A 12,491-nucleotide genomic window follows, 5' to 3' on the forward strand; every position below is an offset into this window, starting at 1 on the left:
GGGCCGCCGCGTCGGCACGCCCGGACGGGGCGGGAGGCGGGCAGCGCGGGGAGGCCCGGACGTGCCCGCGCGCGGGCAGCAGCCGGGACTCCGGACGTGTCGGTGAGGGCAGCACGGGGAGCCCGGACCTGCCCGTACCATCGAGCAGCGTGAAGCTGACAATTCTTGGCGGTGGCGGATTCCGGGTGCCTCTCGTGTACGGGGCCCTCCTCGGCGATCACGCCGAGGGCCGCGTCTCCCGGGTCACGTTGTACGACACCGACGCCGACCGGCTCACCGCCGTCGCCCGCGTCCTGGCGGAACAGGGGCGGGGCATCGCGGACGCCCCCGCCGTCGTCGCCACCACGGAACTCGACGAGGCGCTGCGCGGCGCCGACCTCGTCTTCTCCGCGATCCGCGTCGGCGGACTGGCCGGACGCGCGGCCGACGAACGGGTGGCCCTCGACGAAGGGGTGCTCGGCCAGGAGACCGTCGGCGCCGGAGGCATCGCGTACGGGCTGCGTACCGTCCCCGTGGCCATCGACCTCGCCCGGCGCATCGCCCGGCTTGCTCCGCAGGCCTGGGTCATCAACTTCACCAACCCGGCGGGACTCGTCACCGAGGCCATGTCCCGGCACCTGGGCGACCGGGTCATCGGGATCTGCGACTCGCCGGTCGGGCTGGGGCGGCGCATCGCCCGCGTCCTGGGCGCCGACCCGGACCGGGCCTGGATCGACTACGCCGGGCTCAACCACCTCGGGTGGGTGCGGGGGCTGTACGTGGACGGGCGGGACGAGCTGCCCCGGCTGCTCGCGGACCCGAAGCTGCTCGACTCCTTCGAGCAGGGCCGCCTCTTCGGTGCCGACCTGCTCCGGTCGCTGGGCGCGATCCCCAACGAGTACCTGCACTACTACTACTTCAACCGTGAAGTCGTGGACGCCTACCAGAAGGCCGAACAGACCCGGGGCGCCTTCCTCCGGGATCACCAGGAGGGCTTCTACGCCCGCATGCGGGAGCCCGGCACCCCCGCCCTGGCCACCTGGGACCGCAGCCGCGCCGAACGTGAGGCGACGTACATGGCGGAGAGCCGCGAGGTCGCCGGGGCGGGGGAGCGGGAGGAGAGCGACCTGGAGTCCGGCGGCTACGAACAGGTCGCGCTCGCCTTGATGCGCGCCGTCGCCCGCAACGAACGCACCTCCCTGATCCTCAACGTCCGCAACCGCACGGCCCTTTCGGCCCTGGATGCGGACGCCGTCGTCGAGGTGCCCTGCCTCGTCGACGCCAACGGAGCCCACCCGGTGGCCGTCTCGCCCCTCCCGTACCACGCGGTCGGCCTCGTCACCGCGGTGAAGGCCGTCGAGCGGACGGTGCTTGAGGCGGCCGAGAGCGGTTCACGCGCGGCGGCCGTCCGGGCTTTCGCACTGCACCCGCTGGTCGACTCCGTGGCGGTGGCCCGGCGGCTGGTCGACCGGTACACCGAGGTCCATCCGGGGCTCGCGTATCTCGACCGGCCCTGAGCCACTCGTCGGGACAGCGACGAGAGTGCTGTCCATGTCACCGGCCTCACACGTGACGCAGTGACCGGATCACCGGATCGGCGGACTCGGTCCGACCGACCGAGGCCCGATCAGGGAACCACGCCGATTCCGGCATCGTGGAGGTCCGACGCCGGGGGAGTGAAGGGCCTGTGCCGATCGTGGTCAACAGCCCCACGGAGGCATGCCGACCGGATGAGTGGCGGGACGGACGCGGCCGTGATCAGTACACCTAGGGCGCGGACACGACGCTCGCCGCGCCGGCGGCGGCCCAGCTCGGCGTCACCCCGGTCACCTGACAGACCATCAGGAAGAGGGGGATGGGCGGGGTGTACGGAGTGAGGCCGTCCGGTGAGTGGATCAACCGGGGCCGGCCGCCGGGCACATCGGCGTCCCGCGCGTACGTCACCTGCGCGGGCCAGTCGAGATCCAGGTCGGAGCCGGCCGGGACGATCCACCACCAGCGGTCCGCGTCGGCGAAGACACATCCGGTGCGCGGCAGATGGGACATGAGGCGGAAACCGTGCCGGGCGGGCACCCCGACCGCGTCGCAGCCCAGGCTGGCCGACATCGAGGCCGGCAGGGCCAGCCGCACCCGGCCGCCGCGGGCCTGTTCGGGCGTCCGGGCCCGGTGCGCCGCGCGCAGCCGGGACAGCGCGTTCCTCAGCATGGCCGCTCCGTGCCGGACAGCTGCCCGGCTTCGTGCGGCAGCTCCGCCCAGACGATGCGCCCGGAGGCGTCCCCGGCGTCGTGCGATCCCCAGGCGCTGCTCATCGCGTCGACGAGGAGCAGGCCACGGCCGTGCTCGTCGTCGGAGGAGCGACGCAACCGCGGGCCGCCGGGCTGGTGCCCCTGGTCCTGCACGGATATCCGCAGTCGTCTGCCGGGGCGGCTCAGCTCGCACACCACCCGGGTGCTCGCGGTGTGCACGACCGCGTTGGTCACCAGCTCGGAGACGATGAGGACGGCCGCGTCACAGGCGTCTCGGCCCAGCTTCCAGGCGTCCAGCCGAGCTCGCGTCAGCTCGCGCGCACCGGCCACCGACTCGGGGTGCGCCGGCAGTGCGAAGCAGTAACGGAGCGCCTCCGTCCCGGGGCTGAGGTCCATGAGACGGGGGATGAGCGCACTGCCAGGTGCCACGACCGATTCCTCACAGTGGGGGCTGCGTCACGCTTCGTTCCCCGGGTGCTCGGGAGTGGGCATGACTGAGCGAACTGGTTCGAATGCCAACTCTCCCCCTGACGATGACACTTGGCAAGGGGCACTCTGAAATTTTCAGAGTGACTGTGTCGTTGGGGGCTCACGCATGACACACTGCTCGCAAAACAGCGCATGGGGAGGTCTGAAGTGAGCGAACCGCGGTCCGCCCCGACCGTGGGCCAGGTCGTTCTCGGCAAGCGCCTGCAGGATCTGCGCGAGCGCGTCGGCCTGACCCGTGACCAGGCGGCGAAGGTGCTCAGGGTCGCCCCGGCGACGATACGCAGAATGGAAACGGCCGAGGTCGGGCTGAAGATCCCCTACGTCCAGTCGCTGCTGAAGGCGTACGGCGTCGTCGAACAGGAGGCGGACGCCTTCGTCGAGCTGGCGGAGGAGGCGAACAAGCCGGGCTGGTGGCAGCGGTTCCACGACGTCCTGCCCGACTGGTTCAGCATGTACGTCAGTCTGGAGGGCGCGGCGAGCCTGCTGCGCATGTACGAGCCGCACTTCGTGCCCGGACTGCTCCAGACCGAGGACTACGCGCGTTCCGTGATGCGGACCGGAGCGGTCGGCCAGACCCGCCCCGAGGACATCGAGCGCCATGTGGCGCTGCGTATGGAGCGCCAGTCCCTGCTGGCCAAGGACGACGCCCCCAGACTGTGGGCGATCATGGACGAAACCGTTCTGCGGCGGCCCGTCGGCAGCGCGCAGGTGATGCGCGGGCAGATCGACAAGCTGCTCGAAGCCACGGAGCTTCCCCACGTGACGCTCCAGATCGCGGAGTTCGCCACCGGCCACCACCCGGGCACCTACGGGCCGTTCGTCCTCTTCCGGTTCGCCGTCCCCGAACTGCCCGACATGGTCTACAGCGAGTACCTGACCGGAGCCGTCTACTTCGACGCCCGCCCCGAGGTGGCCTCCTACCTCGAAGTCATGGACCGCATGGCGGCTCAGGCCGCAACTGCACAACGCACGAAGGAAATCCTCCGGGACTTCCGCAAGGAGCTGTGATGAACCACATATACAACGGCATGCCTGCCGGTGACCTCGGCTCCGAAGGCTGGTATAAGCCGTGGAGCGGCGGAAACGGCGGCAACTGCATCGAGGCCATGAAGCTCGCCGACGGGCGGGTCGCCGTACGCCAGTCCGCCGACCCGGACGGCCCCGCTCTCATCTACTCCCACGGCGAGATCGCCGCGTTCATCCAGGGCGCCAAGGCCGGCCAGGCCGACTTCCTTCTCACCTGAGGCCACACCCCATATTCTGTCCGCGCACCGAAGGGCCGGGCCCGGCACGCCACTTGGGCACGTTCCCGCACACCCCTTCGTTTGATTCCCATCGTCGACGTACGGCCCCCTGACCACGGAGCGCGCCATGACCGGGCAAGAACCCCACTCCATCGAGATCGACACCAGCAAGCCGCATCCGGCCCGGATGTACGACTGGTTCCTCGGGGGCAAGGACAACTACCCGGTCGACGAACAGATGGCGCGTCAGCTGCTCGCGCTGGACGCACGGGGCCGTGACATGGCACGGGTCAACCGGGCGTTCATGCACCGGGCCACCCGCTGGCTCGCCGAGAGCGGTGTGCGCCAGTTCCTGGACATCGGCACCGGCATACCCACCGAGCCGAACCTCCACCAGATCGCCCAGCAGGTCGCCCCCGGGGCGCGCATCGTCTACTGCGACAACGACCCGATCGTGCTCGCCCACGCGGCGGCCCTGCTCCGCTCCACGCCCGAGGGCGCCACCGAGTACATCCAGGCCGACGCCCGCAAGCCCGAGACCATCCTGGCGGAGGCCGGCAAGGTCCTGGACTTCGACCGGCCGATCGCCCTGTCACTGCTGGCCCTGCTGCACTTCATCGATGACGAGGACGGCGCGGGCGAACTGGTCGACAAGCTGGTCGAGCAGCTCCCCTCCGGCAGCTATCTGGTGCTCTCGCACACCACCGGCGACTTCAACCCGGAGGGCGCCGCGCAGGCACGGGCCATGTACAAGGCGCGCGGCATGACACTGCGGCCCCGCAGCCACGCCGAACTGACCGCGTTCTTCGACGGCCTCGAACTGGTCGAGCCGGGCGTCACGCTCTCCGCCGCGTGGCATCCGGAGCTCGGCGAGGTCATCGACGTCCCGGGCGACGAGCCGATCCCCGGATACGCGGGCGTCGCCCGCAAGCCCTGACCTCCGCCCCGCCCCCGTGCACGCAGCGGGCGGGCCGGGGCGGTGGAGCTCCGTGCTCAGGCGCCGAGAGCGTGTCCCGTCGTGACGTCCACATGTCCGGGCACCGCGTCGTGCGCATCGCCCACCGTCGACGTACCCGACGGTTCGAAGAGCAGGATCGAGGCACCGCGACCGGAACGGGGCAGGTGCCAGACACCGCGCGGGACGACGAAGACCGCGCCCTGCTCCAGGGTCACGGACCGCTCGCCGTCCCCGCCGCTCCCACCGGCCTGTCCGTCGCCGTCGCCGTCGCGCAGAGCGATGTCCAGCGTTCCGTCCAGCACCAGGAAGAACTCGTCCGTGTCCTCGTGCACATGCCACACGTGCTCGCCGGACACCTTGGCCACGCGTACGTCGTAGTCGTTGACCCGGGTCACGATGCGCGGACTCCACAGCGCCTCGAAGGAGGCAAGGGCGGTGCTCAGCACCATCGGCTCGGTGGCGGGCTGCGTCGCGTTCTCTTTGCTCATGGGCTCCATCCTGCGCGCTGGACCCCGCCGTCCGTGAGTGCTACGAATCGCATATGGCGAAAGAATCCTCGCACCGGGTGGTGATGATCGTCTCGGCCGGTTCCAACCCGTTCGAGATGGGTGTGGCGACCGAGCTCTTCGGCCTGCGCCGTCCTGAGCTGCCCGTCGGCTGGTACGACTTCACCCTCTGCTCGCCCACTCCCACGGTCCGCATGCACTCCGGCTTCTTCCAGCTGTCCGGCGTCCCCGGGCTGACGGCCGTGGACCTGGCGGACACCGTCATCGTGCCCAACCGGCCCGACCCGCTGGAGGAGCCCGACCCGGACGTCCTGGCCGCGATCAGACGCGCCGACGACCGCGGCGCGCGCCTCGTCAGCTTCTGCACCGGAGCCTTCACCCTCGCGGCCGCCGGAGTGCTGGACGGCCGGCGGGCCACCACGCACTGGCGCTGGGCGGACGCCTTCACCGCCCGGTATCCGCGGGTCGATCTCGACCCGGACGTCCTCTTCGTCGACGACGGGCAGGTGATCACGGCGGCCGGGAGCGCCGCCGCCCTGGACGCCGGTCTCCATATCGTCCGCACCGACCACGGGGCCGAGACCGCTGCGGCCGTCAGCAGACGGCTCGTCCATCCCGCCCACCGGGACGGCGGCCAGCGCCAGTTCGTCGAGCATTCCGTTCCCCAGGCCGCCGACGCCTCGCTCGGGCCGCTCCTGGAGTGGGCCACCGAGCACCTGGCCGACGGCCTGGACGTGGCGGCGCTCGCCGCCCGCGCCGCCGTCAGCCCCGCCACCCTCCACCGCCGCTTCCGCGCCCAGCTCGGCACCACCCCGCTGGCCTGGCTCACCGAGCAGCGCGTCACCCTCGCCCGCCGCCTCATGGAGCGCGGCGAGGAACGCCTCGACGTGATCGCCCGCGCCAGCGGACTCGGCACGGCGACCAGCCTGCGTACCCAGCTCCGCCGCCGTACCGGGCTGACGCCCACCGAGTACCGCCGCCGCTTCGCCCCGGCCCGCTGAGTCCGCCGCCGCGCGTCACAATGGACCCATGTCACGACGCACCTCCCGGCCCCGGGGACCCGCCGCCCCGCGGATCACCTCCGCCTCCCCGTGCCCCTGCGGCCTGCCCACCACCTACGGGGAGTGCTGCGGCCGCTTCCACTCCGGCAGCGCCGCCGCGCCGACCTGCGAGGCCCTGATGCGCTCCCGGTACGCGGCGTTCGTCGTCCGGGACGCGGCGTACCTGCTGCGCACCTGGCACCCCGAGACCCGGCCGCCCGGCGTCGACTTCGACCCGTCGATGCGGTGGGTACGCCTGGAGATCCTGGACACCACCGAGGGCAGCGCCTTCCACTCCGCCGGAACGGTCACCTTCCGCGCCCACTACACCGACGACGGACGCCCCGACTCGCTCCACGAGAAGAGCCGATTCGCCCGCCACGAGGGCGCCTGGGTCTACACGACGGCCGTCTTCGTCGACTGACCGGCGTTTCCGGGAGTGCTGACCCGCCCGTACGGGAGCGGCCGGGGCCAGGGACCGGGAGCAGGGCCGAGCCGCTGCCTCAGACCGGAGCCCCCAGCCGCGTCGAGCCGCCGGGTCCGGCCGCGGGCGACAGCTCCTGCGCCAGGTCCTCCGCCAGCAGCCGCTTGGCGATCACGTCCACGGTGGCCCGGAGCTGATGGTCGTCAGGGCGGGCGCCGTCCTCGGCCAGGCGGTCGTTGAGCCAGCGTCCCCAGGCGCCGGAGATCACCGCCGCCTCGCGGCGGCCCGCCGCCGTGTGCGAGAAGAGCCGCCCGTCGCCCGTCAGATAGCCCTCCTCGATCATCCGGTCGAAGACGGGCACCAGCACTTCCGGCGGGATGCGGTGCCGGGCGGCGATCAGGCCGAGGCCCGCATGGCCGACCATCCGGGTGAACAGGTCCACCTGCATCACCGCCCAGGCGCCCGCCATGTCGAGACGGGTGTCCGAACCCGCGACGATGCGCCGGGCGGTGTCCGGACCCGCGCCGTGCAGGATCGTGGCCACCGAGAATTCGAGGAGCTTCTCCGAGTCCCCGCTGCCCGGCTGGGCGAAGCCCTCGCCCATGTCCGTCGACCCGAGCCGTGCCGAGTCCCGCAGCTTCACCTCCTTCAGGAACAGCGCCACGACGAAGCCGATCAGCGCGATGGGCACCGTCCACAGGAACACGGTGTGCAGCGTGTCCGCGTAGGCCAGCGCCAGCGGTTCCGACTGGGCGGTGGGCAGCGCGTGCAGCGCCTGCGGGCTCTGCGAGGCGCCGGCCAGGACCGCGGGATCGCCGCCGGCTGCGACCGCTCGCGCGATGCCGTCGGTGAGGTTCGGCTTGAGCGCGTTGGCATAGATCGTGCCGAACACCGCCGTGCCGAAGGCGCTGCCCAGCGTCCGGAAGAACGTCACGCCCGAGGTGGCCGTGCCCAGGTCCTCGTAATCGACGGTGTTCTGCACGGCGATCGTCAGCACCTGCATGGCCAGGCCGATACCGAGCCCCAGCACCACCATGTACAGGGACTCCAGCCAGACGCCGGTCCCCGGCCCCATCCGGGACAGGAGGAACAGCCCCACCGCCATGATCAGCGTCCCCACGATTGGGAACACCCGGTAGCGGCCCGTCTTGCTCACCACGTTGCCGCTGAAGATCGAGGCGGCCAGCAGACCGGCGACCAGCGGCAGAGTCCGTACCCCCGAGAGCATCGCCGAGTCCCCGTCCACGTACTGCAGATAGGTCGGCAGGAAGATCATCGAGCCGAGCATCGCGAAACCCACGATGAAGCTGAGGATCGAGCAGACGGCGAACACCGGGTTACGGAACAGCCGCATCGGCAGCATCGGTTCCTTCGCCCGCGTCTCCACCAGGCAGAACAGTGTCAGGGCGATCAGTCCGGCGACGAACAGCCCGATGATCACGGGTGAGCCCCAGGCGTATTCGTTCCCGCCCCAGCTCGTCGCCAGGATCAACGCGCTCGCCCCGACGGTGACCAGCGCGATTCCGGCGTAGTCGATGACCGGCCGGCCCGCGGCCTTCACCGACGGAATGTTCCGGGCGGCGGCGATCACCACCACGATGGCGATCGGCACATTGACGTAGAACGCCCAGCGCCAGGTCAGATGGTCGGTGAACAGCCCGCCGATCAGCGGCCCGATCACGGTCGAGATGCCGAAGACCGCCCCGATCGCGCCCTGGTACTTGCCCCGTTCGCGCAGCGGGATCACATCCGCGATCAGCGCCATCGACGTGACCATGAGGCCGCCGGCGCCGATGCCCTGCATACCGCGCCAGATGATCAGCAGCAGCATGTCCGACGCGAGGCCGCACAGGAACGATCCCGTGATGAAGATGATCGCCGAGATCTGGAAGACCAGCTTCCGCCCGAACAGGTCGCCGAATTTGCCGACCAGGACGGTGGCCACCGTCTCGGCCAGCAGATACGCGGTGACCACCCACGACATGTGCGCGGCGCCGCCCAGGTCCGAGACGATCGTCGGCAGGGCCGTGCCCACGATCGTCTGGTCCAGTGCCGCGAGGAGCATGCCGAGCACGATCGTCGCGAACACGATGTTGCGCCGCCGCCGGTCGAGGACGGGCGGCGGCGCGGCGGCACTCTGCGCGGCGGGGGCTTGCTCGCTGGCAGTGGTCACCTCTGCACCCTCACACCGGCCCCACGCCCCCGCATGCGGGGGCGGGCCGGACGGGGTCAGGGCCTTTCGTCCGGATCGTGCCGGGGCACGCGAGCCCCGGCACGATCCGGACGAAAGGCCCTAGTACTGCAAGCACGGTTGCAGTACTAGCGCGGCAGCGAGGCGATCGACGTCTTCAGCCGGGCCACGAACGCCTCCCGTACGTCCTCGCCGACCCGGTCGAGCGACAGATACGGATTGAGGTCCTCCAGCTCCACGAGCAGCAGCTCGCCGTCCGGCGCCCGGCAGGCGTCGACCCGCTGGATCCCGTGCGTGAGGGCGTTCCAGGCGATGAAGCGCCGGGCGAACTCCAGGTCCCGGGCGCTCGCCGGGTACGGCTCCAGCACCCAGCGCCGCTCCGGGTCCGGGGCGTACAGCGCGTACTGGAAGTCGTGGTCGACGAAGTAGAAGGACACCTCGTGGCGGAAGTCGATCCGCGGCTGTACGAGGAGGGAGCCCTCGGCCGCCCGCTCCAGCTCGGCCCCGGCCTCCGCCGCCGTGACGAACCGCAGCCCGACCGAGTCCGCCCCCAGCTTCGGCTTCACCACGTACTGCGGGACGTCGGGCAGCTCCGGCAGCTCCGCCGCCCGGTCCACCGTGGGGATGACCGGGAGGCCGGCCCGGCTCATCTCGACGAGATACTCCTTGCCCGCCATGTCACCGCGCCCGCCCAGCGGGTTGTAGACCGGCGTCCGCAGCTCCCGCGCCCGCGCGCGGAACGCGTCGTACGCCTCCCGGCAGTGCAGCACGGGTCCGCTGTTGCGGATCAGTACGGTGTCGAAGCCCTCCAGCAGCGCGGCCGCGTCCCGGGGATGGCACAGCGCGACGTCGAACGCCTCGCGGAGCCGGGAGCCGAGGTAGATGTCCTCGTCGCAGTAGCGGCGGCCACGGGCCTCGTACGCGAGATCGGTGACGAGCAGGAGGGACGGGCGGCGAGCGCCGGCGGGTGACGCGGCGGTCATGAGGTTCTCCCGGGGTGAGGACGCGGACGGACGATCACTATCGCCGACATCCCGGCCGGGTTCCCCGGAGGGGATGGTCCTTGTTGCTCCGGGTCCCTCACCGCTCCCGGCCGGAACCCGCCGTCGTAGGGTCAGACGGCTTCCGCGGGTCCGCCCCGTACGGCCGAGACCCACTCGACGAGAAGCCGCTCGTACTCCCGGCGGCCCTCCGGCGACGCCACCCCGCCGCCGGCGACCAGAGCGCGGATCTGCGCGTTCAGCACAACCATCGGGCGGGCAGGCATCGGCTCGGTCGAAGTGGAGGTCATGTGAAGAGGCTAGTGCTACGGAAGCGGCCCGGGCACCGGTCAGCCGTGTGGGTCCATCACGCGCACCGTTGGCTCCCGGCCTCGAAGCGGCACCGGTACGCCGTCCTCCCGCGCCGCGAACCTCTCCACAGTGTCGCCACCCATCGCCACGGATCGTCACGACCGGGCGATCCGGACTCCGTTGCCGCACGTCGGCGGCGTGTGGTGGGTGCCGAGAGACTTTTGCGCCCCCTTCCCGACGCGCTCGGTGACGCCGTCCGGCCGTTCCGGCCGGACGGCGATCTCCACGGTTCCGTTCCGCGTTCTCGTACGCGTTCGCCGCGACGAGGATCACATGTGCCGGACGTCACCGACCGGGGGAAACGCCGGATCCATCGTCGTCGACGCTCTCCTCCTCAGCGGATGTGCCGCCCCGAGACCGCCCGCGCGATCACCAGCCGCTGGATCTCGCTGGTCCCCTCGAAGATGGTGTAGATCTTGGCGTCGCGATACATCCGCTCCACCGGATGTTCCCGGCTGTAGCCCGCGCCGCCGAGGATCTGGACCGCCTTCTCCGTTGCCGCGACCGCGAGTTCACCTGCCCGCAGCTTCGACATCGAACCCTGGCCCGCGTCGAAGGCGCGGTCGTTGCGGGCCATCCAGGCGGCCTGCCAGGTCAGCAGACGTACGGCTTCGATCTCCGTACGGATGTCGGCGAGGGCGAAGGCGATCGACTGGTTCTCGATGATCGGTCTGCCGAACGCCTCGCGCTCACCGGCGTATTCCAGGGCGTACTCGTAGGCGGCCCGCGCGATGCCGAGTGCTTGCGCGGCGACGGTCGGGCGGCTGACCTCGAAAGTCGCCATCGCCGCCTGGCCCTTGGCGGTGCCGCCCTCACGTGCCCTGGCGAGGCGGGCGTCCAGCTTCTCCTTCCCGCCGAGCAGACAGTGCCCCGGAACGGTGACCTCGTCGAGGAAGAGGTCCGCGGTGTGCGAGGCGCGCAGCCCCAGCTTCTTCACCGTGCGGCCCGCCGTCAGCCCCTTCGTGCCGGGCGGCACGATGAACGCGGCCTGCCCGCGGGAGCCGAGAGACGGGTCGACGGAGGCGACGACGACATGCACCTCGGCGATGCCGCCGTTGGTGATCCACGCCTTCTGGCCGGAGATCACCCAGGTGTCGTCCGCCTCGACGTGGCGGGCCCTCGTCGTCATCGCGGAGACATCGGATCCGGCCCCCGGTTCGGAGACGCAGAAGGCGGCGACCTTCGGGTCGTCCTCGTCGCCGTAGCACTGCGGTACCCACTCGGCCAGCTGGTCCGGGGTGCCGGAGGCGAAGATTCCGGCGACCGCGAGCGAGGTGCCGAACAGGGCCATGCCGATGCCGGCGTCGCCCCAGAACAATTCCTCGTTGGCGATCTGGAGGGACAGTCCGGTGGGGTCCCCGTACAGGTCGGCGAGGGATTCGAATCCGTACAGACCGATCCGCGCGGCCTCCTGGATCACGGGCCAGGGGGTCTCCTCCCGGGCGTCCCACTCGGCGGCGGCCGGGCGGACCACCTGGGCGGCGAAGCCGTGCACCCAGTTGCGCAGGTCCTGCTGTTCCTCGGTCAGGGCCAGGGAGAAGAAGCTCATGCCCTCACGACTTCGGGATGTCGAAGTAGCGGGTCAGTCCGGAGGCGAGGCCGACGTCACCGGCGACCTTGAGCTTGCGCGTCATGAACATGGTGACCGGATTGCCGTTGCCGGAGACGAGCTTGAGGAACTCGGCGTCGGTCATCACCAGCGTGGTGCGGGGTTCGGCATCGGAGCGGCCGGGGGTGATCTCGCAGGCGCCGTCGGCGATCGCGGTCTCGTAGACCACGTCGCTCTCCCCGGTGATCCTCCAGCGGACCAGTGCGGTGAGACCGGCTGCCGCGTCGGGCCGGAACTGCTGCTTCATCCGGCCGAAGACCTCGCCGAGTATCCGGGTGCGCAGCTCGCCCCGCATGATCTCGGCGAGCTGCTTGGCGGACAGGCCCTTGACGATCCGTGCGAACTCGTCGGGTGCGACCGCCGCGAAGTCGAGTCCGGTCAGGTCGTCGGTGAGGTTGCTGCTGCTGGTTCCGTCCACGCCAAGTCCTTACTCCGAAGTAAACTTACTTTGGA

14 protein-coding genes are annotated in these 12,491 nt (G+C 70.9%); 6 read left to right on the plus strand and 8 right to left on the minus strand.

Going from position 1 to position 12,491, the window contains the following annotated elements; all coding sequences use genetic code 11:
* The first annotated feature begins 149 nt into the window (after nt 1-149).
* The gene (locus B9S58_RS16460) at nt 150-1,496 is read left to right on the plus strand and encodes a 6-phospho-beta-glucosidase (protein ID WP_103532855.1); all 1,347 of its coding nucleotides are present in this window, start codon (nt 150-152) and stop codon (nt 1,494-1,496) included.
* A gap of 250 nt (nt 1,497-1,746) precedes the next feature.
* Here B9S58_RS16460 and B9S58_RS16465 read toward each other — a convergent pair whose 3' ends face one another.
* Nucleotides 1,747-2,184: a hypothetical protein gene (locus tag B9S58_RS16465; protein WP_103532856.1), complete on the minus strand. Its 438-nt coding sequence runs from the start codon at nt 2,182-2,184 to the stop codon at nt 1,747-1,749.
* On the minus strand, nt 2,178-2,654 hold the full coding sequence (locus tag B9S58_RS16470) for an ATP-binding protein (RefSeq protein WP_103532857.1): 477 nt from the start codon (nt 2,652-2,654) through the stop codon (nt 2,178-2,180). The genes B9S58_RS16465 and B9S58_RS16470 overlap by 7 nt, the downstream gene beginning before the upstream one ends.
* A 207-nt stretch (nt 2,655-2,861) precedes the next feature.
* Between B9S58_RS16470 and B9S58_RS16475 the strand changes: the two genes are divergently transcribed.
* From B9S58_RS16475 to B9S58_RS16485, 3 genes are all read left to right on the plus strand, one after another.
* The gene (locus tag B9S58_RS16475) at nt 2,862-3,722 is read left to right on the plus strand and encodes a helix-turn-helix transcriptional regulator (RefSeq protein WP_103532858.1); all 861 of its coding nucleotides are present in this window, start codon (nt 2,862-2,864) and stop codon (nt 3,720-3,722) included.
* Entirely contained in the window at nt 3,722-3,958 is a 237-nt protein-coding gene (locus B9S58_RS16480; RefSeq protein ID WP_103532859.1) for a DUF397 domain-containing protein, read from the plus strand. The genes B9S58_RS16475 and B9S58_RS16480 overlap by 1 nt, the downstream gene beginning before the upstream one ends.
* Before the next feature lie 127 nt (nt 3,959-4,085).
* Entirely contained in the window at nt 4,086-4,895 is an 810-nt protein-coding gene (locus tag B9S58_RS16485; RefSeq protein WP_103532860.1) for an SAM-dependent methyltransferase, read from the plus strand.
* A 56-nt stretch (nt 4,896-4,951) separates the two neighbouring features.
* Here the strand turns inward: B9S58_RS16485 and B9S58_RS16490 are convergent, their stop codons facing one another.
* Nucleotides 4,952-5,404 (minus strand): cupin domain-containing protein, encoded by a 453-nt coding sequence (locus tag B9S58_RS16490; RefSeq protein WP_103532861.1) that lies wholly within the window; start codon nt 5,402-5,404, stop codon nt 4,952-4,954.
* 53 nt (nt 5,405-5,457) lie between these two features.
* Between B9S58_RS16490 and B9S58_RS16495 the strand changes: the two genes are divergently transcribed.
* Together B9S58_RS16495 and B9S58_RS16500 are read left to right on the plus strand one after the other, a co-directional pair.
* Nucleotides 5,458-6,423, plus strand: coding sequence for a GlxA family transcriptional regulator (locus B9S58_RS16495; RefSeq protein WP_103532862.1), 966 nt, complete (start codon nt 5,458-5,460; stop codon nt 6,421-6,423).
* Between the two features lie 28 nt (nt 6,424-6,451).
* The gene (locus B9S58_RS16500; protein ID WP_103532863.1) at nt 6,452-6,886 is read left to right on the plus strand and encodes a YchJ family protein; all 435 of its coding nucleotides are present in this window, start codon (nt 6,452-6,454) and stop codon (nt 6,884-6,886) included.
* Between the two features lie 79 nt (nt 6,887-6,965).
* Here the strand turns inward: B9S58_RS16500 and B9S58_RS16505 are convergent, their stop codons facing one another.
* From B9S58_RS16505 to B9S58_RS16520, 5 genes are all read right to left on the minus strand, one after another.
* Nucleotides 6,966-9,059, minus strand: coding sequence for an MDR family MFS transporter (locus B9S58_RS16505; protein ID WP_103532864.1), 2,094 nt, complete (start codon nt 9,057-9,059; stop codon nt 6,966-6,968).
* 146 nt (nt 9,060-9,205) lie between these two features.
* The gene (locus tag B9S58_RS16510) at nt 9,206-10,060 is read right to left on the minus strand and encodes a hypothetical protein (RefSeq protein WP_103532865.1); all 855 of its coding nucleotides are present in this window, start codon (nt 10,058-10,060) and stop codon (nt 9,206-9,208) included.
* Between the two features lie 131 nt (nt 10,061-10,191).
* Nucleotides 10,192-10,368, minus strand: coding sequence for a hypothetical protein (locus B9S58_RS38015; protein ID WP_181009338.1), 177 nt, complete (start codon nt 10,366-10,368; stop codon nt 10,192-10,194).
* Between the two features lie 395 nt (nt 10,369-10,763).
* Nucleotides 10,764-11,978 (minus strand): acyl-CoA dehydrogenase family protein, encoded by a 1,215-nt coding sequence (locus B9S58_RS16515; protein WP_103532866.1) that lies wholly within the window; start codon nt 11,976-11,978, stop codon nt 10,764-10,766.
* Between the two features lie 4 nt (nt 11,979-11,982).
* A complete protein-coding gene (locus B9S58_RS16520) occupies nt 11,983-12,456 on the minus strand; it encodes an SCP2 sterol-binding domain-containing protein (RefSeq protein WP_103532867.1) in 474 nt (157 codons plus the stop codon).
* Nucleotides 12,457-12,491: the final 35 nt, after the last annotated feature.

Source organism: Streptomyces sp. SM11, assembly GCF_002910905.1.
GTDB lineage: Bacteria > Actinomycetota > Actinomycetes > Streptomycetales > Streptomycetaceae > Streptomyces.